General features: G+C 69.4%; 17 protein-coding genes. 13 read left to right on the top strand and 4 right to left on the bottom strand.

Annotation, left to right across the window (positions count from 1 at the left end; genetic code table 11):
• Positions 1 to 10: 10 nt before the first annotated feature.
• The 4 genes from ACSQ14_RS21370 (at position 11) to ACSQ14_RS21355 (ending at position 6,260) form a co-directional block, all read left to right on the top strand.
• Positions 11 to 2,464, top strand: a complete 2,454-nt coding sequence (locus ACSQ14_RS21370) for a BTAD domain-containing putative transcriptional regulator (RefSeq protein ID WP_436016265.1) — start codon at positions 11 to 13, stop codon at positions 2,462 to 2,464.
• Entirely contained in the window at positions 2,461 to 4,827 is a 2,367-nt protein-coding gene (locus ACSQ14_RS21365; protein WP_436016263.1) for a TonB-dependent receptor, read from the top strand. Before ACSQ14_RS21370 ends, ACSQ14_RS21365 begins: the two co-directional genes overlap by 4 nt.
• Before the next feature lie 117 nt (positions 4,828 to 4,944).
• Positions 4,945 to 5,436: a nuclear transport factor 2 family protein gene (locus ACSQ14_RS21360; protein ID WP_436016262.1), complete on the top strand. Its 492-nt coding sequence runs from the start codon at positions 4,945 to 4,947 to the stop codon at positions 5,434 to 5,436.
• The gene (locus tag ACSQ14_RS21355) at positions 5,433 to 6,260 is read left to right on the top strand and encodes an SDR family NAD(P)-dependent oxidoreductase (protein WP_436016261.1); all 828 of its coding nucleotides are present in this window, start codon (positions 5,433 to 5,435) and stop codon (positions 6,258 to 6,260) included. The genes ACSQ14_RS21360 and ACSQ14_RS21355 overlap by 4 nt, the downstream gene beginning before the upstream one ends.
• 27 nt (positions 6,261 to 6,287) lie before the next feature.
• Here the strand turns inward: ACSQ14_RS21355 and ACSQ14_RS21350 are convergent, their stop codons facing one another.
• Together ACSQ14_RS21350 and ACSQ14_RS21345 are read right to left on the bottom strand one after the other, a co-directional pair.
• Positions 6,288 to 6,722: an EthD domain-containing protein gene (locus ACSQ14_RS21350; RefSeq protein ID WP_436016260.1), complete on the bottom strand. Its 435-nt coding sequence runs from the start codon at positions 6,720 to 6,722 to the stop codon at positions 6,288 to 6,290.
• A gap of 142 nt (positions 6,723 to 6,864) precedes the next feature.
• The gene (locus ACSQ14_RS21345; RefSeq protein ID WP_436016259.1) at positions 6,865 to 8,124 is read right to left on the bottom strand and encodes a multidrug effflux MFS transporter; all 1,260 of its coding nucleotides are present in this window, start codon (positions 8,122 to 8,124) and stop codon (positions 6,865 to 6,867) included.
• A gap of 355 nt (positions 8,125 to 8,479) precedes the next feature.
• Between ACSQ14_RS21345 and ACSQ14_RS21340 the strand changes: the two genes are divergently transcribed.
• From ACSQ14_RS21340 to ACSQ14_RS21320, 5 genes are all read left to right on the top strand, one after another.
• Positions 8,480 to 9,847, top strand: a complete 1,368-nt coding sequence (locus ACSQ14_RS21340; protein ID WP_436016258.1) for a hypothetical protein — start codon at positions 8,480 to 8,482, stop codon at positions 9,845 to 9,847.
• Positions 9,848 to 9,879: 32 nt separating this feature from the next.
• A complete protein-coding gene (locus tag ACSQ14_RS21335; RefSeq protein ID WP_436016257.1) occupies positions 9,880 to 11,307 on the top strand; it encodes an acyl-CoA reductase in 1,428 nt (475 codons plus the stop codon).
• Between the two features lie 65 nt (positions 11,308 to 11,372).
• On the top strand, positions 11,373 to 12,248 hold the full coding sequence (locus ACSQ14_RS21330; RefSeq protein WP_436016256.1) for an SDR family NAD(P)-dependent oxidoreductase: 876 nt from the start codon (positions 11,373 to 11,375) through the stop codon (positions 12,246 to 12,248).
• A gap of 36 nt (positions 12,249 to 12,284) precedes the next feature.
• Positions 12,285 to 12,899 (top strand): TetR/AcrR family transcriptional regulator, encoded by a 615-nt coding sequence (locus tag ACSQ14_RS21325; RefSeq protein WP_436016255.1) that lies wholly within the window; start codon positions 12,285 to 12,287, stop codon positions 12,897 to 12,899.
• A gap of 247 nt (positions 12,900 to 13,146) precedes the next feature.
• On the top strand, positions 13,147 to 15,582 hold the full coding sequence (locus tag ACSQ14_RS21320) for a TonB-dependent receptor (protein ID WP_436016254.1): 2,436 nt from the start codon (positions 13,147 to 13,149) through the stop codon (positions 15,580 to 15,582).
• Positions 15,583 to 15,664: 82 nt separating this feature from the next.
• On the opposite strand, the gene ACSQ14_RS21315 is transcribed toward ACSQ14_RS21320, so the two are convergent.
• Complete coding sequence (locus ACSQ14_RS21315) at positions 15,665 to 15,904, bottom strand: hypothetical protein (protein WP_436016253.1); 240 nt, start codon at positions 15,902 to 15,904, stop codon at positions 15,665 to 15,667.
• Between the two features lie 165 nt (positions 15,905 to 16,069).
• Here ACSQ14_RS21315 and ACSQ14_RS21310 point away from each other — a divergent pair, with 165 nt between their 5' ends.
• Together ACSQ14_RS21310 and ACSQ14_RS21305 are read left to right on the top strand one after the other, a co-directional pair.
• Complete coding sequence (locus ACSQ14_RS21310) at positions 16,070 to 16,756, top strand: response regulator transcription factor (RefSeq protein ID WP_436016252.1); 687 nt, start codon at positions 16,070 to 16,072, stop codon at positions 16,754 to 16,756.
• Positions 16,753 to 17,961, top strand: a complete 1,209-nt coding sequence (locus ACSQ14_RS21305; protein ID WP_436016251.1) for an ATP-binding protein — start codon at positions 16,753 to 16,755, stop codon at positions 17,959 to 17,961. Before ACSQ14_RS21310 ends, ACSQ14_RS21305 begins: the two co-directional genes overlap by 4 nt.
• A gap of 12 nt (positions 17,962 to 17,973) precedes the next feature.
• Here the strand turns inward: ACSQ14_RS21305 and ACSQ14_RS21300 are convergent, their stop codons facing one another.
• Positions 17,974 to 18,315, bottom strand: a complete 342-nt coding sequence (locus ACSQ14_RS21300) for an Hpt domain-containing protein (protein ID WP_436016250.1) — start codon at positions 18,313 to 18,315, stop codon at positions 17,974 to 17,976.
• 246 nt (positions 18,316 to 18,561) lie between these two features.
• On the opposite strand from ACSQ14_RS21300, the gene ACSQ14_RS21295 reads away from it, so the two are divergent.
• Together ACSQ14_RS21295 and ACSQ14_RS21290 are read left to right on the top strand one after the other, a co-directional pair.
• A complete protein-coding gene (locus tag ACSQ14_RS21295) occupies positions 18,562 to 21,042 on the top strand; it encodes a CHASE3 domain-containing protein (protein ID WP_436016249.1) in 2,481 nt (826 codons plus the stop codon).
• Positions 21,039 to 21,431 carry a response regulator gene (locus tag ACSQ14_RS21290; protein WP_436016248.1) on the top strand — a complete coding sequence of 131 codons (393 nt, stop codon included), beginning with the start codon at positions 21,039 to 21,041 and terminating at the stop codon, positions 21,429 to 21,431. Before ACSQ14_RS21295 ends, ACSQ14_RS21290 begins: the two co-directional genes overlap by 4 nt.
• The last annotated feature ends 1 nt before the right edge of the window (position 21,432 follow it).

Genomic DNA, 21,432 nt, shown 5'->3' with positions numbered 1-21,432 from the left:
CCCGCACGGCATGAGCAAGCCCACGACCCGTGTGCTGAGCTTCCCCGAACTCTCGACCGCGCGCTTCGAGCTGCGGTCGTGGGGCGAATTCTCCCTGTTCGATCGCCACCTGCGGCAGGATTCTACGCCGCGCGGCCGCAAGGCGCGCGCGGTCATCGGTTATCTGGCCGCCCAGGGCGGCGATGCGGTCAGCCGCGAGCGACTGGCGGCTCTGCTCTGGAGCGAACGCGGCGAGCACCAGGCCCGCGCCAGCCTGCGCCAGACGCTGCTGGAGCTGAAGCCTCACAGCGCGGACGCGGCCGGGCTGGTGACGATTGACCGCGACCATGTCCGGCTGAATCCGCATGCCCTGAACACCGACGTCGGCCGGCTCGCAGCGCTCGCCCGTAACGGCGAGCTCGACACGCTGTCCGACGCCCTCGCCGACGTTGGCGACCGGCTCTACGCGGGGCTCGACGGTCTGGATCCGGCGTTCGACGAGTGGCTCGCGCTCGAACGCCGGGTGCAGCACGACCATCTGATCGCGCTGCTCGCCGCCGCCGCCCGGCGCGGCCTCGCCGAGAGCGAATATGGCTCGGTCTCGCGCCTCGCGAGCGAGGCGCAGGCGCTCGAGGAGACCAATGAGGCGATCGCACAGATCGGCATGACAGCCGATCACGCCTGCGGCGACACCAGCGCGCTGCGCCGCCGCTATCATCGCCTGTGCGAGGCGCTCAAGCATGAGTTGGGCATCACCCCGTCGCCGGAAACCAAAGCGCTGTTCAGCGAACTGACCGGACCAGGGGCCGTGTCGCCCGGCGCATCGACCCAGTCCGCGGCCGAACCGTCACCGGCGTCGCAATCCCCAACAGCGCCGACTGCGCCCACGCGGTCCTGGGCCCGGGGCTGGCGGATCGCGGCCGTCGCGTTGATCGTCGTCGCAGCCGTCACCGCCGGCGCCGTCTGGTTCCTGCGGTTGCCTGCCGGGCGCGCGCCCGCGGCGATCCCGCGCGTGGCCATCGCCCCTTTTGTCGCGCTTGACGGCGACCCGAGCAGCCAAGCGTTCGCCAGGCGGCTGCAGGACCAGGTCGCCGGAGTCCTCAAAGACAATCTCGTGGGGCTGTCCGTGGTCGACCCGGCCGCCGCCGGGGCCAAGGCCGCCGACCTGAAGCTCAGCGGGACCGTCAGCCGCGACGGCGGCGACTGGCGGGTGCGGACCTCGCTGGAGGACGCCCGCAAGGGCGTCACCCTATGGGCCCGCGAGTTCAAGCGCCCGCCGGCGCAGGAATCCACGCTGCAGCTCGAAACCGCGGTCAACACGGCCGAGGTCATCGACGACGCCATCGACGCGCGCCACGAGAAGGCGGCGCGGCGAGACCCGCGGGCGCTCGCGCTCGCGCTCCAGAGCATGGATGCGATCAAGAGCCCGGCGCTGATGAACCGCGGCGAGCCGCGGCGTCTGCTGGAGGAGGCGGTCGCCAGAGCGCCCGATTTCGTCGCGGCCCGCGCGCACCTGGCCCTGGTGCTGTTCTTCGAAGGTCAGACCGGCGCGGTCGGCGAACGAACGCCGCTGATCCTGCGGGCCCACCAGGAGGCTGACGCCTCGATCCGTCGGGATCCGTCCGCGGCGGGTTCGGCCTACGACACCCAATACCTGATGGCGCGGGTCGAGACGCCGAACGATCTGGTCGGCGCGGAGAACATTCTGATCAACGGCTCCGCCAAGGCCCCGCGGTTTCCCTACCTCCACATGCACCGGTGCCGCTTTCTGGTGGAGGTCGGACTGGCGCGCGCGGCGCTGCCCTATTGTCAGCGGGCATTGGCGCTTCGCCCCCTCGCCTCGCCGCTGGGCTACCGGTACGCCGAGGCGCTCTCCGCGCTCGGCATGCCGGAGCTCGCGACGCGGGCGATCGACAAGGCCATCAGCTTCCATCCGGAACACATGGAGACCCGGCGGGTCCAGTTCGAACTCGCCGCCTTCAACGGCGCGCCGGACGCGGCGGCCGCCCTGCTGCATCCGCCGGCGGACCCGGATCCCTGCAACTGCATGCCGTTCAAGCCCGAGGGCGTTCAGGCGATGGACAGCTACCTGACGGCGCGCCGATCGGGCCGGCCGCAGGACGCGGACAAGGCGGTGGCCGCGCTGAGGAGCGCGGTATTCCATGGCCAGCTGCATCCCCGCTACCTGGTCTTCGGGGCCGCGGCGCTCGGGCGGCTGGACGACGCCTTCGCCATGCTCGACCAACTCGCCAAGCGTCCGGAGCCGCTGCTGGTCGGCGACCCGGGCTACCTCTTCGAGGGCCCCTCCGCGCCGCTGCAGCGCGACCCTCGGTTCTGGCCCCTCGCGGCGCGGGCCGGCTACCTGCGCTACTGGCGCGCGCGCGGCGTCTGGCCGGACTTCTGCCGCGACCCGACGCTGCCTTACGACTGCCGAACGGAAGCGGCGCGCGTGAACGGGGCCTCGCCGTCCAAGGCGGCGCGATGAGCCGAGGCGGGGCGGCTGCGGCCTGCGCGCTCGCGACGGTCTGCGGCTTGCCGGCCCAGGCGCAGGACGCCGTCCGGCTGTCGGAAGTCATCGTCACCGCCCGCAAATCGCCGGAGAGGACCATCACCGTACCCGTGGTGATCGCGGCGCTGCCGCAGGAGCGGCTCGAGAGCCTGCAGGCCTATGATCTGAAGGACCTCGCGTCCCTCGTGCCAGGGATGACCGTCGGCGGCGCGCTGCCGGCCTTCGGAACCCAGGTCTCGATCCGTGGGGTCGGGACCACCGCGGCGGAGCAGGGCGCCGACCAGTCCGTCGCCCTGGTCATCGACGGCCTGCAGCTGACCCAGGGGGTCGCCTACTCCAGCGGCCTGTTCGACGTCGACCAGGTCGAGGTGCTCAAGGGCCCGCAGGCGCTGTTCTACGGCCGGGCCAGCACCGGCGGCGTGATCTCGATCCGCACCGCCGATCCGACCGACACGGCGGAGCTGCAGGCCCGCGTCGGGTACGAGTTCGAGGCGAACGAATGGCGCAGCGAGTTGATCGTCTCCGGACCGCTGGGCGATGATCTCAAGCTTCGGCTCGCGGGGCTGTACGCAAGCCAGGACGGCTATTTCACCAACGCCGCGACCGGCCTGGCGGCGACCGGCGCGCGGGACCCGGCCTCCCGCCGGCTGTTCCCCTCCCGGGGCTATCAGCTGCGCGCCACCGTGCTGGCGACGCCGTCCTCCAGGCTGACCGCACGGCTCAAGCTCAACCTCGTGCACGAACGGACGCGCTACGCCGCAACGCGGCAGTACGTGCTCTGTCCCGACGGCACGGGCGCGCCGTTCGGCGTGCCCTTCCTCGGCGGCGGCGAGGACTGCAAGCTCGACCGGACCTACCGGGCCGTCGACTATGATCTCGCGGTCTTTCCGGGGATCGAGAGCCCCACGCCCTACTTCGAGGCGACCCAGGCCTACGGGACGCTCGAGCTCGACTACCAGCTCGCCCCGGCGCTCACGCTGACGTCGGTGACCGGCTCCTACAAGCTCGACTCCCAGGTCGAGGTGAACGGGACCAATTCGACCTACGCCGCGCCGGATGTCGTCCCGCGGGTGAACGTCCGGATGTCGGACTTCAGCCAGGAGCTGCGGCTCAACAGCGACTCCGCCGGCCGGGCGAATTTCACCCTCGGCGGCTATTACGAGACCGGCTCGCTGGAGGAACTCGTCGCCTTCATCGGCAACCAGCGCCTCGGCGCCCCGCCGATCCTGGCCAAGGGCGTCAACGACCTCGACATGCGGACCTACGCCATCTTCGGGCAGCTGAGATGGCAGCTGACCCCGCAGGTCGAACTGGCGGCGGGCGCGCGCTGGCAGGACGAGCGGCGGAGCGTGGTCGGCGTCGATCTCGCCTCGGGCGCGCCGGTCGCGGTTGCTGCGCCGCGGCCGGTGCTCCGCGCCAGCAACATCTCGCCGGAGCTGACGCTCACCTACCAGCCGAACGCGCAGGTCATGGCCTTTGCGGCGCTCAAGCGCGGCTACAAGTCGGGGTCGTTCAGCATCACCTTCCCGCCGACGCCGGCCGACAACGCCTACGACGAGGAGAAGGTCGAGGGCGGCGAGCTGGGCCTGAAGACCCGCCTGTTCGACCGGCGGCTGGCGGCCGACTTCGCCGCCTACGACTACCGCTACAGCGACATGCAGGTGCCGACGGTTTTCTTCGCCGCCGGCGGCGTCCCCAGCGTCCGGACGATCAACTCCGGACGCGCGCGGGTGTACGGCCTGGAGCTCGATGTCGCCTATCGCCCGCCGGCGGTCGAGGCGCTCAATCTGCGCGCCGCGGCGAACTGGAATCACGGGCGCTTCGAGCGGTTCGACAACGCGCCCTGCTATCTCGGCCAGACCATCGCCGCCGGCTGCAACCAGGCCCTGGACCCGGCCACCGGGCTCTTCACCGCCCAGGACCTCTCAGGCACGCCGCTGATCCGCGCCCCGGCGTGGCAGGCCAGCTTCGGCTTCGACTATGAGCGGCCGATCGGCCACGGACTGACGCTTTCGCTGAACAGCAACAGCCGTTACTCGAGCCGCTACAAGGCGACCCTGAGCTTCCCCTACTACCAGCCGGCCTACCTCAAGACCGACCTCGGGCTGGCGGTGCGCGGGCCCCGCGACCGCTGGGAGCTGGCGCTGATCGGCAAGAACCTCGGCGACAAGCTCACGACCGGCGCCTGCGGCAACCTCAACGCCCAGAGCGGCAACCTCCGCGGCGGCGCGGTCACCGGCGGAACCGGACGCGGCCCGTCCGGGGTCGACGAGATCGCCTGCTTCGTGGACCGCGGGCGCGAGGTGTGGCTGCGGCTGACCCTGCGCCCGCTCGGTTGATTGCGCTTCGGCGGGCGGTTGGCGGAGCGATGGCGAACCGCCCCTTCGGGGCATAGGCTGTTCGGCCAGAACAGATGCGTGGCCGTCAAGGCGGCGAGCCGCGATGGGAGACCCAGGATGTTGCAGCCCGAGGTCGCAGACAAGCTCGCGATCACTGAACAGATCTACCGTTATTGCCGCTCGGTCGACCGGCTCGACGTCGCCTTGGGTCACAGCGTCTTCCACCCGGACAGCTACGCGGACTTTGGCCTCTATCGCGGACCCGGGCGCGGGTGGATCGACTTCATCTGCGAGGAGCACCGCAAGTTCCTGCACCACTCGCACCAGGTCACCAACATCGTCATCGACGTCGACGGCGACCGCGCCGGCAGCGAGGCCTATGTCACCGCGACGCTCAGGGCGCGCGACACCGAGCGGCTCATGCAGCGGCAGTTCTGGGCCCGCTACGTCGACGCCTGGTCGCGACGCGACGGCCATTGGGCCATCGACCGGCGCGAGTGCGTCATCGACTTCGACCAGCTCTCGGAGGTGACGCCGATCGCCGAGCACGCGCGGAGCCGGCGCGACGGGTCCGATCCTTCCTACGCGGTCCTGGGGGCGGCGACATGAGCGATCCTGATCTTGCCGCCGTCGTAGATGGTCAGCGCTACGGCCCTTGGGCGGTGATCGCCGGCGGCTCGGAAGGCATCGGCGCCAGCATCGCGGCCGACCTCGCCCGGGCCGGCGTCAACCTCGTCCTCATCGCCCGCAAGGTCGAGCCCCTGGAAGCCGTCGCCGCCGACCTGCGGGGTCGGCTGGGCGTCGAGGTGCGAACGCTCGCACTCGACCTGACCGATGAGGCGATGCTCGCCCGGGTTTGCGAGGCGACCGACGACATCGAGGTCGGCCTCTTGGTCTACAACGCCGGCGCGTCGCACCGGACCGGGCCGTTTCTCGACTGGCCGCTCGACGACATCCTCAAGGTGGTCCGGCTGAACACCGTCGGCCAGACCGTTCTCGCCTGGCACTTCGGGAGGAAGATGGCGGCGCGCGGCAAGGGCGGCATCGTGCTGATGGGCTCGCTGGCCGGAAACGCCGGCAGCCCGAGCGTCATTCCCTACGCCGGCGCGAAGGCCTTCTCGCAGATCTTCTCGGAAGGCCTCTGGTGGGAGCTGAAGCCGCACGGGGTCGACGTCCTGCACGTGGTCGTCGGCTCGACGGACACGCCGGCGATGGCGCGCCTCGGCATCACCTTGCGCAAGAACGCCGCCGACTCGCCGGAAGAGGTCGCCCGCCACACGCTCGCCAATCTCGCCAACGGCCCGGTCACGGTCGTGCCGAGCATGCAGGCGCGCTTCCGCGCCCTCGCTACGGCCGACCGGCGCGCGGCGACGGAGAGCAACGCCGCCCTGGTGATGGGCAACACCGAAGGGACCTGGGGGAAGCGGGACTGAAGCGCGCCGTCGCGCTCGGCGAAAATTTCAATCCCAGGCCGGCGCGCCGCTCGGCGTGTCGAAGACGGTGCCCTTGGGATCGAAGCTCGTGCCGACGTCGCGGACGTCGCAGGGGACCGTGACGGTCGCGGTGCGGTCGATGAAGCGGTCCTCGTCGGCGTGGAACAGCTCGTCGATCCCCGGCTGCTGCATGATCCGATAGATCTCGTGGAGAGCGGCCTCGTCGGGCAGGACCCATTCCGAGATCAGGTCCCACTCCCATTCGCGCGGGCCGTAGCCGCTGCCCGCCTGCCGGGAATCCCCGCCGGTGTAGACGACGTTCACGTAGTTGCGCCGGTATTCGGAGAACAGATGGCCGCAGAACTTCAGCGCCATCGCCGCGTGCGAGCGTTCGAAGTGGTCTTTGAATTGCTCGTGCGTCAGGTGAGGCTTGCGCTTGATGAAGTGCAGCACCTTGTACATCGCAGCTCCTGTCTGACGTGGCGACGCCGATGGAAGCCCCGGCTGAGCCGAAGCGCAAGGGCAAGCCCGCCCCTTCCCCGCCGGGAGTTTGGCTCTGCGCCGAAGTCGGAGCGGCGCCGACCGGCGCCACCAGAGCGGGGCGCTACTCCGCTAGGCAGGGGCGCGCGACGCCGGTTTCGTGCGGCCGGAACAGGCGTCCGCGCTCGGCCACCAGCACCGCGGCCAGGGCGAACAGGCCGCACAGCAGGTAGCCCGCCTGCATCGGCACGACGGTGCCGTTGAACGCCTGGCCGACGGCGAAGCCGATCAGCGAGGCGCCGACCATGCTGACGAAGCCCTGGAAGGATGAGGCCACGCCGGCGATGTGGCCCATCGGCTCCATGGCCATCGCCCCGAAGTTGCCGGAGGTCAGGCCGAAGCAGAACATCGTCAGCGCCTGGAAGGCGGCGAAGGTGATCAGGGTTTCCTGGCCGGTGACGGCGATGAACAGGTGGACGGCGGCCAGCGCGATGTAGGCCAGCAGAGCCGCGTGCGAGAGCCTGCGCATGCCCAGCCGCATCACCAGCCGGGCGTTCAGCAGCGAAGCGACGGCGATGAAGCTCGCGCAGATGGCGAAGACCACCGGAAACTGATCCCTGGCGCCCAGGGTCTCGGCGAACACCTGCTGGGCCGAGTTGATGAAGCCCAGCAGGCCGCCGAACAGGAAGGTCTGGCCGAGGATGTAGCAAAGCGCGGTCCGGTTGCGCGCCGCCGTGGCGAAGGCCCGCGCGATCCGCTGCGGCTGGATCGGCAGCCGGTCCTCCTCATGCAGGGTCTCGGGCAGCCGCAGCAGCGCCCAGAGCATCGACGAGAGGCCGAAGGCGGCCAGCAGGGCGAAGACCCAGGGCCAGGACGCGTACATCAGGACAAGCTGGCCCAGGCTCGGGGCGACGATCGGGGCCGCCATGAAGACGAGGGAGGTCAGCGACATCACCCGCGCCATCTCCCGCCCGGCGTAGCGGTCGCGCACCACCGAGACGGGGATCGACCGGGTAGCCGCCGCCCCGACGCCCTGCAGCACCCGCGCCGCCAGCAGCAGCTCGAAGGTCGGCGCGAACGCCGCCAGCAGGCTGAACCCGACGTAGACCAACAACCCCACCAGCAGCACCGGGCGGCGGCCGAAGCGGTCGGACAACGGTCCGTAGATCAGCTGCGAGCCGCCGAGGCCCAGGAGATAGGCGGTGATGATCAACTGCCGACGGTTCTCGTCGGCCACGCCCAGGGCTTCGCCGATCGCGGGCAGGTTCGGCAGCATCGCATCGATGCCGAGCGCGCCCAGCGCCTGGAGCGCCGCCATCAACACCACGAACTCGACAAGGCTGATCCCGCCGACGGGTCGCTGCGGGGCTACGGGGGAGGTCATGCCGTGGGCTTCAGCACAGGGCTCCGGCCGCGTCGACCCGCAACGCGTGCTGGCGGTTCGGATTTCTGAGGCCGGCTGTCGAGCTTCGCTACCGCGGCCGTGGCGCGCACTGCCCGAAAAGTTATGCATGTGTTTGAATTATCGATGACGACAGGAGACGCCTGAGGCGCCCCTTGGCCGACCTCGGCCCCGGGATCTACAAACGTGGCGCCCCTGCGGCGTCGTTGACAGCGATGGAATTTATGCAATTGTTTGATATCAGCGGGAGCCGGCTAAGTCCCTCCCCGCGCGCGGCCAGATAAGAGCGAAGCCGGCCCGAAGGGGCTGAGCCAAGCCTGACGACAGGGAGCGACCCATGAATTCTGCGGCGAACCTGAATTCGGAATCCGACCGGCTCGTCAGCCTCGTCGATGCCGAAAACCCGTTTGATTATGACTACGCCGAGATGCTGCCGCGGCAGCTCGCGGCGATCGACGAGCGGTTCAAGGACCGGGTCGAGAAGATCAAGCTGCTGCAGAACCGGGCCGAGACCGGCAAGGTCGCCGAGGTCCGCCAGATGGCCGACATCGTGCCGCTGCTGTTCGCCCACACGACCTACAAGAGCTACCCGGAAGGCTGGCTTGCGGAGAAGAAGTGGGACCGGCTCGGCCGCTGGCTGGACACGGTATCGACGCATCGGGTCAAGCCGATGGACACCGGCGGGATCGACAACCTGGACGGCTGGCTAGGCCGCCTCGGAGAGCAGGGCCACCACGTCAACTGCTCCAGCGGCACGACCGGCAAGTGCGCGATGATGAACGCCTCGACGGCGGACCTGCACATGGCGAGCTACACGGTGCTGCAGGGCCATGCCTGGGCGACCGGCGTGAAGCCGGAGCGCGACCGGCGCTGCCTGATGCTGGCCCCGGTGGCGACCACGCCGCGCAATATGGCGACCCAAAGGATGATGATCGAAGGGTTCAACGCGCCCGGCGTCGAGCCCTTCTACTACCCCGCCCCGCCGATGACGATCGGCGCGATCACCGAGATGGTGGTGCTGAACAAGAAGATCGCCGAAGGCACGGCCAAGCCCGGCGAGATCACCTTCTACGAGGCGCAGACCGCCGAACGCGAGCGCGTGATGAGCGAGTCGGTCGAGCTGGTCGCCGACGCCCTGATCGAGAGCCGCGAGATGAGGCTCTACATCATGGGGCTGTTCGGGCCGATGTACAAAGTGGCCGAGATGGTGCGGGCCAAGGGCTACGGCGGCAAGGACTTCCATCCAGAGAACACCGGCTTCATCGGTGGCGGGCTGAAGCGCGCGCAGCTGCCGCCGGACTACCGCGAATACGTGCTGGAGACCTTCAACCTGGCGCCGGCGCGGCTGTTCCACGGCTACGGCATGCAGGAGCTCAACACCAACGCTCCACGCTGCAGCGCCGGCCGCTATCACATGGCGCCGTGGGTCATGATGATGCTGCTGGACGAGAGCGGCGAGCAGCTGATCGAGCCGCCGAAGCGCGGGGAGATCGAGGGCCGCGCAGCCTTTTTCGACCTGTCGCTCGACGGCCGTTGGGGCGGGCTGATCTCCGGCGACAAGATCCGCGCCACCTGGGAGCCGTGCGCCTGCGGGGCCCGCAGTCCGTCGGTCGCCGACGACATCCAGCGCTACGCCGACATGGCGGGCGGCGACAAGATCGCCTGCGCCGGCACCATCGACGCCTACGTCCGCGGCGTGGCCTGAGCCCGCGCCCGCCAAAGCTTCAGGGGCCAGTCATGAACCAAGTCATCGACCTGAACGGATCGCCCGGGCGGGACGTCGCGACGCCCGCGCCCTTCTTCATTCGCGGACGTGTCGAAGGCGGCGAGGCGCGGCACAAGTCCCGCGACCTGGGCGTCGACTTCGTCACGCCGAAGCTCGAGCTCGACGCGCTGATCACGCCGCGGACCGAGCCGGGGCCGCTGTTCGACGTCAAGCTGGACGAGATCCTCGACTTCCTGGCCGCCACCGGCGAGGCCATGAAGCGCGACAGGAACGGCTACCTGCGCGAGGCGGTCGAGCGCATCGCCGTGACCAATGTCCTGCCGCGGGCGGTGATCGACAGCCAGGTGCAGATGGCCGCCGACTATCTGAACAACGCCATGCTGCGGGAGTACGCTGAGCAGAACCTCGGCGACGCCAGGCTGCTCGACGAATGGGTCCCGCGCGTCGACAGCACCGGACGCCGCAGCTTCACGCGCGCCTTCCCGCCGCGGCTGCTGCATGTGCTGCCGGGCAACTCCCCGGTGGTCTCGGTGCAGTCGATCGCGCTCGGGGCGATGGTCAAGGCGGTCAACCTGTTCAAGATGGGGTCGAGCGATCCGTTCATGGCGGTGGCCATGCTGCGCGCCATGCTCGACGTCGATCCGAACCATCCGGTGCCGCGCTCGATGTCGGCGGTCTACTGGCGCGGCGGCGACGAGGCGGTCGAGCGGGCGATCCTGCGACCGCAGTATTTCGACAAGATCGTCGCCTGGGGCGGCGGCGACGCGATCAACAACGTCATCAAGTATCTGATGCCGGGGCTGCAGCTGGTCTCGTTCGATCCGAAGACCTCGATCTCGCTGATCGGCCGCGAGGCCTTCGAGAGCGACGCGGTGCTGGACGATGTCGCCACGCGCGCGGCGCAGGACGTCGGCATGCTCAACCAGGAAGCCTGCGTCTGCAGCCGGGTCATCTTCATCGAGGGCGAGCGCGCCCAGGTCGACGGCTTCTGCCAACGCCTGCAGCGCAAGCTGGTCGAGCGCAACGCCGTCTCCGGCCAGGCGCCGCCGCTGCCGCGGGAGCTGATCGAAGAGGTCGAGACCTACAGGTCGATGGATGAAGACTTCGGCGTCTGGGGCGTCGGCGACGGCAGCGGCCTGGTCGTGCGCTCGGATGAGCCAGTGGATTTCCACCCGATCAACAAGACGGCCAATGTGGTGCCGGTGACGTCGCTGAAGGATGCGCTCAAGTACGTAAACGTCGCCACCCAGACGGTCGGCGTCTATCCGCCGGCCCGCCAGGTCGAACTGCGCGACGGCCTGGCCAGCGGCGGCGCGCAGCGGGTGGTCCGGCTGGGCGATGCGGGCGGCCAGTCGATCGGCGCGCCCCATGACGCGATGTATATCATGCACCGCTTCGTCCACTGGATCGTGCACGAGGACGGCTTCGCCTCCGAATAGCGGGGGGCGGGCCGTCGGCCCGCAGACGACCACAGCTCTGCGCGGCGAGATCAGGGAGAACGAGAGTGAACGAACGCACAGGAGCCCGGGTGGCGGTCATCACCGGCGCCAGCTCGGGGATCGGCCTGGTCACCGCGAAGGCGCTCGCCGCCCAGGGCTGGCGGGTCATCGCTCAGGGCCGCGATCCCGACCGCACCGCGGCCGCCGAGCGGGAGATCCGCGCCGCCGCGGGCCCGGGCGGCCAGGTCGAGATGCTGCGCGCCGACCTGTCGCTGGTCGCCGACGCTGCGCGCCTGGCCGACGAGATCGCCGCGAAGACGGATCGGGTCGACGTGCTGCTCAACAACGCCGGCGGCACGCCGAAGGAGAAGGTGATGACCGCGGAAGGCAACGAGGCGACCTTCACGGCCAACCACCTCGGCCATTTCGTCCTGACCAACCAGCTGCTGCCGCTGCTGCACAAGTCCGCCGCCGGCTCAGCGCCGGGCGCGACGCGGATCGTCAACGTCTCGTCCAGCGCGCACGAGCACACGCCCGGCTTGAACTGGGACGACCTGCAGATGTTCGAAAACTTCGTGCCGATCGTGGCTTACTGCAACGCCAAGCTCGCGAACGTCCTCTTCACCCGGTCGCTGGCCAGGCGACTGGAGGGCTCCGGGATCGTGGTCCATGCGATGCACCCGGGCGCGGTCGACACCAACTTCATCAACCGGGCGGACGCCGGCACCCAGGAGTATATGCGCAGCCAGCCTCTGCTGACGGCGGAGCAAGGCGCCGACACCCTCATCTGGCTGGCGACGGCCGCGGATCCCGGCGGCTCCACCGGCCTCTACTATCACCAGCGCGCGGCGACGCCGCCGAGCGCCCTGGCGGCGGATGATGCGGCGGCCGAGCGGCTCTGGCGGGAAAGCGAAAAGCTCGCCGCCGGCGCCGGCGCGTAAAGCCTAGCGCGCGGCGCCGTCGGGCGGGAGACGGGAATGAAGTTGGAGCGGAAGAACGGCGAGGAGAACAGTCGCACGCGCGAGGCGCTGCTCGACGCCACCGAGACCATCATGGTCGAGGAGGGCTATGGGGCCGTCACCTCCCGTCGCGTCGAGGAGCGGGCCGGCCTGAAGTCCCAGCTCGTGCACTATCATTTCGGGACCATGGATGAGCTGTTCGTCGCCGTTTACGAACGCTCCGAACGCGAGTTCTTCCGTCGCCACGTGCAGGCGCTGAAGTCGGGAAATCCGCTGCGTGCGCTTTGGGAGCTGAGCATCCACCCGAAGCGCACGCGCCTCGCCCAGGAATTGATCGCGCTCTCCAACCACAAGAAGCCGATCCGAAAAATCACCGCCCGCCTTCTTGAGCAGATGCACGCGATCAATGAGGTGTTCATCGAGCGCTACCTCGAGGAGGCCGGCGTCGACCGCGAGAGGTATCCCCCGGTCGTCGTCTCGCACATCATCAACGGACTCTCACGCTCCCTGGTGACGGAGGAGGCGCTCGGCGTCTCGTCGGGGCGCGCCGAGGTGCTGGCGTTCGCCGAGCGCATGCTGTCCGAGATCGAGGCCCAGCATCGTCTGGCGCAATCGACGCCGCCGGCGGCCTGACGCGACGCCGGGCGACCGTCATCGCTCACATCACAGCCGAAGGGTGCGCTGAGGCTTGGCCCCAAGGTCAACGTCGCCATCAGGCCTGTAATTGTGAGTGTAGCGGCGATTTCACACTAGTGATCGGAAAACGGAAATTCGACTTCGCCAACTGTTGACAGTTGGCAGAACAACAGCTGACAGTGACCGGAGCCGCGTAACGACGGTATCGCCCGGCTGGCGAGATAGAAAAATCAGGGAGGGAACGATGGACGGAGCCAATGCTAGGCGGGTGCTCTTGGTCACCACGGCCTGCGCCACGGCCCTCTGCGCCACGGCCGTCTTGGCGCAGGACGCCAAGCCCCCGCCGCGCACGCAGACCGAGGTGATGGAGGTGATCGTCACCGCGCGAAAGCGGCAGGAATCGATCCTCAACGTGCCCGTCGTCGAGACGGCGGTGTCCGGGGAACAGCTGGAAAAGCTTCAGGTTTCTGACCTGCGCGACCTGCAGAAGCTGGTGCCCGGCCTGAACATGGGGCGCTCCGTCCTGTCGATCGGCGCGCTGCCGTCCATTCGCGGCGTGGGCACCGCCTCACTGGATCCCGGCGTCGACCAGTCGATCGCCCTCAACCTCGACGGCATGGCGCTCGGCCAGGGCCTGGCGTTCCAGAGCGGGATGTTCGACGTCCAGATGGTCGAAGTCCTCAAGGGGCCGCAGGCGCTGTTCTACGGCAAAAGCAGTCCGGGCGGAGTGATCTCGCTGCGTACGGCGGATCCGACCAGCCAGCTCGAAGTCATCGCCCGGGCCGGCTATGAGATCGAAGCCCGCGAGAAGAGAGGCGAGTTGATCGTCTCCGGTCCGCTGACCGATACGCTCAAGGGCCGCCTGTCCGGCATGTATTCGGACGCCGACGGCTATTTCATCAACATCGCCACGCCCATTCCGGGCCTCGGCGGGGTTGCCCCGCGCCAACGGGAATCTCAGCCGCAGAACTACATGGTGCGCGGCACCCTGCTGTGGAATCCCACAAGCCAGTTCGATGCGCGCCTGAAGGTCAACTATGCGCACGACGAAGCGATCGATGCGGAATCCGGCCAGCTGACCTCGTGCCCGAACGGCACCGACTTCAATCCGGCCGGTTTTCCGTTCAACGGCGGCGACAACTGCAAGCTCGATCGCTATCTGCGCGTCGTTTACATGGATCCCGCGAACTATCCCGGCATCGCCAACGGCGGGGTCCCGTTCCTCGAGAACACCCAGAAATACGGCACGCTCGAACTCAACTATCGCTTCACGCCCGAGCTGACGCTGACGTCCACGACCGGCGTCTACCAGCTCCGATCGAGCAGCCTGGTGAACACCGGCCGCGCCGCGGCCCCGGGCCCAGCGCTGGCCATCGAGAACCAGTTCAAGCGCCGGGAAGTCACGCAGGAGTTGCGGCTCAACAGCGACTTCGAGGGGCCGGTCAACTTCACGGCGGGCGCCTTCTATCAGGATGGGCGCATCGGCGATCGCGTCACCACCCGGGGCAACTCCGCCTTTCGCTTTCCGGCGCGCATCGGCGACGGCGAGACCAGCGTCGACATCAAGACCTACTCCGGATTTGGCCAGCTGCGGTGGAGCATCACCCCGGAACTCGAGCTGGCCGGCGGCGCACGCTACACCGACGAGGAGCGCACGGCCCAGGCGCTGAACTACCTGACGCCGACGCCGACGGTGATCCCCATTCAGGTGCCGCGGCTGCATTCGAAGAACACCGCGCCTGAGGTCACGCTGACCTATCGTCCGAAGGACAACCTCACCCTGTTTGGCGCCTATAAGCGGGCCTACAAGTCGGGGTCCTTCAGCATCGCCACGGTGCCGACGCCCAACTCCAACCCGTCCTTCGACGACGAGAAGGTGAAAGGCGGCGAGATCGGCTTGAAGAGCCGGCTGCTGGATCGCCGGCTGGCGCTGAACGTGGCGGTCTACGACTATCGCTACACCGGCCTGCAGGTCGGCGCCGTGGAGCAGATCAGCAATGGCCAGCCGGTCATCCGCACGATCAACGCCGGCGCGGCCAAGACCTACGGCGTGGATTTCGACGCCAACTACCGGCCGCCCCAGGTCGAAGGGCTCGGCCTGACCCTGGCGGTGAACTGGAACCGCGGCCGTTACACCGAGCTCGACAACGTGCAGTGCTGGAGCGGTCAGACCATCTCCGAGGGCTGCAACCAGGCGTTCAACCCCATGACCGGTCGTTACGTGGCGCAGGACGCCTCAGGCACGCCGCTGATCCGCGCCCCCGAATGGCAGGCGACCTTCGGGTTCGACTACGAGGTCCCGGTGCGCGAAGGCCTTACGGTCGCGATCACCAACAACAACCAGTACACCTCGAAGTACGCCACCTTCATCGCCACGAACCGGCCCAACGACGACAACTTCCAGCCGGAAAAGCTGAAGGTCGATCTCAGCGTGGCGCTGCGCAGCGACGACGAGCGGTGGGAGCTCGCGGTCATCGGCAAGAACATCTCCGACGAGATCACGAGCGGCACCTGCTCGCCCGCCTTCTTCTCGAGCGGCCTTGCGCTCAACACCGCGGGGCAGGTCACCGGCGCGGCGACGCGCGGCTCGGCCGGGATCGGCGAGGTCGGCTGCTACACCGACCGCGGCCGCGAGGTCTGGCTGCGTTTCACCTACAGGCCCTTCGCCGGCCGATCATAGCCCCCGGCGGCCGGCTCAGCACTTCTCTCCCCCGACTGCCGCGCCCCTGGGCGCGGCGTCTTTTTTGGGGGCCGGCGGTCGCTCAGGCGCGGCTCGACTGCGCCATGAGCACGTCCCAGTTCTGCGCCCAGAATATCGGCTCCGCGGCGCCCTGGCCGCGATGCGCCTGGGCCTCGGCCGTCAGGCCGGCCTCGATGAGGTAGCGCAGCGCTTCCGGCGGCAGGATGCCGTGCACCCGGGCGTAGGTCTCCACTTCCGTCAGCAACTCGGCCGGCAGTTCCACGCCAACCGTCGTTCGGGTCCGCAGCTGATGCACTGTCATCGTCTTCCTCGCGCGGCCGCACCGCCGCCCGGCAAACAATGCCAAAGCCGCTCTCGCCACGCTGTCAGGGCCGCGAAAATGGTTTGTAAGAATTTCGAAAAGGCGATTGGCCGGCCCGGCCGCCGTCCCCCATGGTCGCGCGGGCTTTGAGTGCGGACGGCGAGCATGCGGATCCTGCTGATCGATGATGATGACACCTTCACCGCGATGATGGCGGAGTACCTGGAGAGCGAGGGCTTCGCCTGCGAACGGGCGCACGATCCGCTCGGCGGTCTCGAGCGCGCCCTGTCGGGCCGCTTCGACGCCGTCGTGCTCGACGTGATGATGCCGCAGCTCGACGGGATGGAGCTGCTGCGCAGGCTGCGGCGCCAAAGCGCCCTGCCCGTGGTGATGCTGACCGCCAAGGGCGACAGCATCGACCGCGTAGTCGGCCTGGAGCTCGGGGCCGACGACTACCTTCCCAAGCCGGTCTACCCGCGTGAGCTGGTCGCCCGCCTGCGCGCGGTTCTGCGCCGTGTGCAGTCCGACCCGCCTGCCGCCAACGACAAGAGCGAACTGGCCATCGGCCCGCTGCGGATCGCGCCGGCCAAACGGGAGGCCTGGCTGCGCGAGCGGCTGCTCGTCCTCACCGGCACAGAATTCGACCTGCTGCTGCAGCTCGCCAGACTGCCGGGCGACGCGATCACCAAGGACGAGCTGTCGGAGCGCGCCCTGCGCCGTCCGCGCGAGCCGTACGACCGCAGCGTCGACGTCCACATCAGCAACCTGCGCCAGAAGCTGGGCGCGGCCGGCGGCGGCGTCGAGATCGAGACCGTCCGGGCCATCGGCTACCGGCTGAGAGCGCCGGCGTGAAACCGCGGCTGTTCTGGAAGATCCTGGTCGCCCTGGCGCTGACGCTGGCGCTCGCCACCGGCGGCGTGGTCCTGGCCTTCGCCGTCCAGACCAACTTCGGGCGCGACATCCAGGCGATCTTCCATCAACAGCGCGCCGAGCGGCTGCGCGCCGCCGCCGTGGCGCTGCGCTATGGCGGCCGGCCGGCGCTCGATCAGGTGGTCGCCGCCTGGCCGGCCGAGGAGCGGGCGCGCCTGCGCCTGGAGCCGCAGGCGGACGGCACGCTCAAGCCTGACCTGCCGCCGCCGCGGAAGCGGGGAAGCCTCCTCCCCGCCTGGCCGCTCGCCGTCCAGCTCGCCGCGAGCTTCGTCTTCAGCGCCGCCCTCGCGGCCTATCTGACCCGGCCGATCGGCCGCCTCAGAGGCGGCTTCCGGCGCCTTGCCGAAGGCGACCTGAAGGTCCGCCTGACCCCTGGCATGGGGCGCCGCCGCGACGAGATCGCCGATCTCGCACACGACTTCGACGCGATGGCGGAGCGGCTGCAGCAGCTGATCGCCAGCCGCGACCGCCTGCTGCACGACGTCTCGCACGAGCTTCGCTCCCCGCTGGCGCGGCTGAGCCTGGCGGTGGGGCTGGCGCATCAGCCCGGCGGGTTCGACGCGCAGGCGCTGGCGCGGATCGAGACCGAGGGGGCGCGGCTGAACACCCTCGTCGGCGACCTCCTGAGCCTGTCGCGCGCCGAGAGCGAAGCCGGCGCCGAGGAGATCTACTTTGACGTCGCCAGCCTGCTGCGGGTGATCTGCGACGACGCGCAGTTCGAAGCCAAGCCGCGCGACGTCACGGTGGCGCTCGAACTGAGCCCGGAACTCGCCGACGCCGACGAGGCGCCGGTGCTCAAGGGGGCGCCGGAGCTGCTGCGGCGCGGCATCGAGAACGTGATCCGCAACGCTCTGCGCTTCAGCCCGGCCGGCGGGACCGTCCACGTCGCCGCCAGGACCGATCAGGAGCGCGTCGTGATCGAGGTTTCGGACGAAGGCCCCGGCGTCTCCCCCGCCCTGCTGGAGACCATGTTCGATCCGTTCGTCAAGGGGGCCGGCGAGGTGCGGGGCGTAGGTCTGGGGCTCTCGATCGCCCAACGCGCGATCGCGGCGCACAACGGCGACGTCCAGGCGCTCAACCGCCCCTCCGGCGGCCTTTTCATGCGGATCTCACTGCCGCGAACGTGATCCGCAAGCCGCTCAGGCAATCGGCTGGCTCGCCTCCAGCCGGCGGATCCAGGCGCCGATGACGCGCTGCGCCTCACGTTTCGCGATCAAGGTTAGGGCGAGCAGGTCCTTCGTCGACCGCCCCTCGACGTCTGCCGTCTCAAGCTCGCGCGCGAGCTCGCCCAGGCTCAGGAAGCCGAGCATCGCCGCCGAGCCGGCGATCTTGTGCGCGTCGGCGCGGATCGCCGCCGGATCGTCCGAGGTCAGCCTTTCAGCGAGCTGATCGCGGAAGATGCGGACCAGCCGCAGGGCGGTGGCCGGCCCCAGCATCTGTTCGAACGCGAGTTGCGCCTGGTGCTCTGCAATATCCGACATTCACGCTCGCGCCGGCGCTGAGCCCCGGCCCAGATCCGGACTTCAGGTTGGAGTAGCGACAATATGCGGTCGCTCGCGTAACGGTAGTGCCCGCGGCATGTTGCAGCAACTGCGTTGCGCCGGCGGTCCCCTCCGGCCAAGCTCCGCGGAACCATAGGAATCGTCGCACATGACCGGGGGCAGCTCCCTTTCGATAAACACAGGCGCTGCGGCCGGACCGGCGCCGCTGCGTCCGGAGCGCGGGCGATGAGCGACGCCCGCGAACAGGACCTCGCCCGCCGCGGCTTACGCCTGGCCAACTACATGACGCTGCTGATTGCGCCGCTGCTGGTGCTGGCCGCCGCCGTCTTTCTCCTGATGGCGCTGCGCAACGCCGACCTCGACCAGCGCGAGGTCGAGGCGTCCTACGAGCGCCGCGCACAGATCCAGCGGGTGTTCTCGCTGCTGCAGGACATGGAAACCGGCCAGCGCGGTTACGTGATCACCGGACGCGCGGGCTTCCTCGAACCGTACGACCATGCACTCCGCCAATTGGACTCGCAGATCACCGCCCTGGAGCAGCTCCTGCGCGCCAATCCTGCGCAGCGCGGCCGCCTGCAAACGCTGAAAGGCCAATCCGCGGCCAAGCAGCAGATCATGGCCCAAGCCATCGCCATCCGCCGAACCGAGGGCGCCGGTCCGGCCGCGGCGCATACGGCGTCGGAGCGGGGCAAGGTGGCGATGGACGCGATCCGCGCGACCGTGGACGCGATGATCCAGGCGGAATCCTCGGCGCTGGACGCCAGGCTCGCCGAGGCGCGCGGCGCCCGGGTTCGCGTAGAGATCTTCACCGGGCTGCTGCTGGCGATGATCCTCGGCGCGCTCGCCCTGTCGGCCGTCCTCGTGCGGCGCCACACCCGCGCGCGCCAGATCCTGATCGACCAGATCAGCAACGAGGCCGCCCGCCAGCAGGCGATTTTCGAGGGCAGCTTGGACGCGATCGTGACGTTCAACCCCAGCGGCTCGATCGAGACGATGAACCGTGCCGCCGAGGCGATGTTCGGCTGGAAGCGCGAGGAGCTCCGGCGGCGGGACATCTCGCTGATCGCCGACCTGGCGCCCGGCGAAGGCGCCTTCCTGCGGCGGCTGGGCGGCGGAGATCCTGCCGGGATAACCGGCGCGCGCGAAGTGGTGGGCCGGCGTCGGAACGGCGCGACCTTCGATGCGGAGATCGCGCTGGGCTCCATGCAGCAGAGCGACGGGATCCACGGCGTCGCCGCGATCCGCGACGTCAGCGATCGCAAGCAGGCCGAGCGGGCGAAGGACGAGTTCGTCAGCACGGTCAGCCACGAGCTGCGCACGCCGATCACCTCGATCGCGGGCTCGCTGGGCCTGCTGGAGTCGGGGGCGGCCGGGGCGCTTTCGGACAAGGCCGCGCGCCTGGTCTACATCGCGCGCACCTCCTGCGAGCGGCTGGTGCGGCTGATCAACGACCTGCTCGACATCGAGAAGATCGCCGCGGGCAAGGTCCGCTTCGACATGCAGCCGCTCGACCTGCGGACCGCCGCGCGGCAGGCCATCCAGGACCTCGGCGGCTTCGCCGGCGACCATGGCGTCACCATCCGGCTGACGGCGCCGGACGCGCCGCTGACCGTCAACGGAGACATGGACCGCCTGGTCCAGGTGTTCACCAACCTGGTGTCCAACGCCGTCAAGTTCTCCCCGCCCGGCGGACGGGTCGATGTGTCGTTGCGCGGCGACGAAGCCGGCGTCCGCGCCCGCGTCTCCGACCAGGGCCCCGGCGTGCCGGAATCGTTCCACGCCAGCATCTTTGGCAAGTTCGCCCAGGCCGACAGCTCCTCCGCCCGGGCGAAGGGAGGCGCCGGGCTCGGGCTCGCCATCTCCAAGGAGATCCTTGATCGCCACCAGGGCCGCATCCGGCTGGTCAGTGCGCCGGGCGACGGCGCGGTATTCGAGTTCGAGCTGCCGCCGGCCGCCGCCGAGCCGGCGGCGAACGCGCCCAGGCAGGTGCGTCTGCTGGTCTGCGAAGGCGATCCGCAGACCGCCGAGACCCTGGCCCGCAGCCTGGAGCGCGACGGGTTCGCCGTCGATCAGGCGCACACCTGCGCCAGCGCCGTCGAGGCCGCATCCAGCGGCGGTTACGCCGCCGTCGTCCTGGGGCTGCCGTTCCCCGACGGCGAGGGCGTGGCGCTGGTTCGCCGGCTGGCCGAGGAGAGCGGCGAACGCCGCCCGCCGATCATCGTCGTCAGCGCCGAGCCGGAGCCGGACGCCGATCTCCGCGGCGGCGTGGCCATCGCCGATTGGATCGACACGCCGCTCGACCCTGGTCGGCTTTCGCGCAGCGTCAGGAAGCTGCTGTCCGGCAACGACGCGGCCTGCATTCTCCACCTCGACGACGATCCGGACCTGGTCGAGGTGGTCAGGCTGGCCCTCGCCGGGGCCGGCGAGGTGCTGGCGGCCCCGACCCTGCACGCGGCGCGCAGCCTGGTGCGCCGGCGGCGCTTCGACCTCGTGGTGCTGGACGTCGGGCTGCCGGACGGCTCGGGCCTCGACCTGCTGGCGGAAATCTCGCGCATGGAGCCGAAGCCGCCGGTGATCGTCTATTCCGGCGAAGAGCTCGATCCACAACTGCTCGACCGTGTCGACGCCGTGCTGACGAAATCCCGAACCAGCATCGAGCGCCTGGTGGACACGGCCCACCGGCTCACCCGAACCGAGGGCGCATGAAAGTTCTCTACGTCGACGACGAACCCTTCATCCGCGAGATCGCGGTCATGGCCCTGGAGCTCGACCCGGGGTTCGAAGTCCATCAAGCGGAGAGCGGCGTCGCCGCCCTGGAACTCGTCCGGGCCGGCGACGTGCGGCCGGACCTCTTTCTGCTCGACGTCATGATGCCAGTGCTGGACGGCCCGGCCACGCTGGCGCAACTGCGCGCCACGCCAGACTTCGCCGACACCCCGGTGATCTTCATGACCGCCAAGGCGCAAGCCAACGACCTGCAGGCGCTCCGCGCCCTCGGGGCGCTCGGGGTGATCACCAAGCCGTTCAACCCGACCACCCTCGCCGCCGAGATCCGCCAGGTGATGAGTGCTCACGAGGGCTCCGGCGCGGCCTGAG

It is taken from the genome of Phenylobacterium sp. LjRoot219 (assembly GCF_964252995.1).
Lineage (GTDB): Bacteria > Pseudomonadota > Alphaproteobacteria > Caulobacterales > Caulobacteraceae > Phenylobacterium.
This window is presented reverse-complemented; position numbering and strand designations above follow the sequence as displayed.

Coding starts and splice junctions, on each gene's coding strand:
- ACSQ14_RS21310 (WP_436016252.1), top strand. CDS start 16,070: ATGCGGATCCTGCTGATCGATGATGATGACACCTTCACCGCGATGATG.
- ACSQ14_RS21295 (WP_436016249.1), top strand. CDS start 18,562: ATGAGCGACGCCCGCGAACAGGACCTCGCCCGCCGCGGCTTACGCCTG.
- ACSQ14_RS21335 (WP_436016257.1), top strand. CDS start 9,880: ATGAACCAAGTCATCGACCTGAACGGATCGCCCGGGCGGGACGTCGCG.
- ACSQ14_RS21315 (WP_436016253.1), bottom strand. CDS start 15,904: ATGACAGTGCATCAGCTGCGGACCCGAACGACGGTTGGCGTGGAACTG.
- ACSQ14_RS21360 (WP_436016262.1), top strand. CDS start 4,945: ATGTTGCAGCCCGAGGTCGCAGACAAGCTCGCGATCACTGAACAGATC.
- ACSQ14_RS21345 (WP_436016259.1), bottom strand. CDS start 8,124: ATGACCTCCCCCGTAGCCCCGCAGCGACCCGTCGGCGGGATCAGCCTT.
- ACSQ14_RS21340 (WP_436016258.1), top strand. CDS start 8,480: ATGAATTCTGCGGCGAACCTGAATTCGGAATCCGACCGGCTCGTCAGC.
- ACSQ14_RS21365 (WP_436016263.1), top strand. CDS start 2,461: ATGAGCCGAGGCGGGGCGGCTGCGGCCTGCGCGCTCGCGACGGTCTGC.
- ACSQ14_RS21350 (WP_436016260.1), bottom strand. CDS start 6,722: ATGTACAAGGTGCTGCACTTCATCAAGCGCAAGCCTCACCTGACGCAC.
- ACSQ14_RS21325 (WP_436016255.1), top strand. CDS start 12,285: ATGAAGTTGGAGCGGAAGAACGGCGAGGAGAACAGTCGCACGCGCGAG.
- ACSQ14_RS21290 (WP_436016248.1), top strand. CDS start 21,039: ATGAAAGTTCTCTACGTCGACGACGAACCCTTCATCCGCGAGATCGCG.
- ACSQ14_RS21320 (WP_436016254.1), top strand. CDS start 13,147: ATGGACGGAGCCAATGCTAGGCGGGTGCTCTTGGTCACCACGGCCTGC.
- ACSQ14_RS21370 (WP_436016265.1), top strand. CDS start 11: ATGAGCAAGCCCACGACCCGTGTGCTGAGCTTCCCCGAACTCTCGACC.
- ACSQ14_RS21355 (WP_436016261.1), top strand. CDS start 5,433: ATGAGCGATCCTGATCTTGCCGCCGTCGTAGATGGTCAGCGCTACGGC.
- ACSQ14_RS21300 (WP_436016250.1), bottom strand. CDS start 18,315: ATGTCGGATATTGCAGAGCACCAGGCGCAACTCGCGTTCGAACAGATG.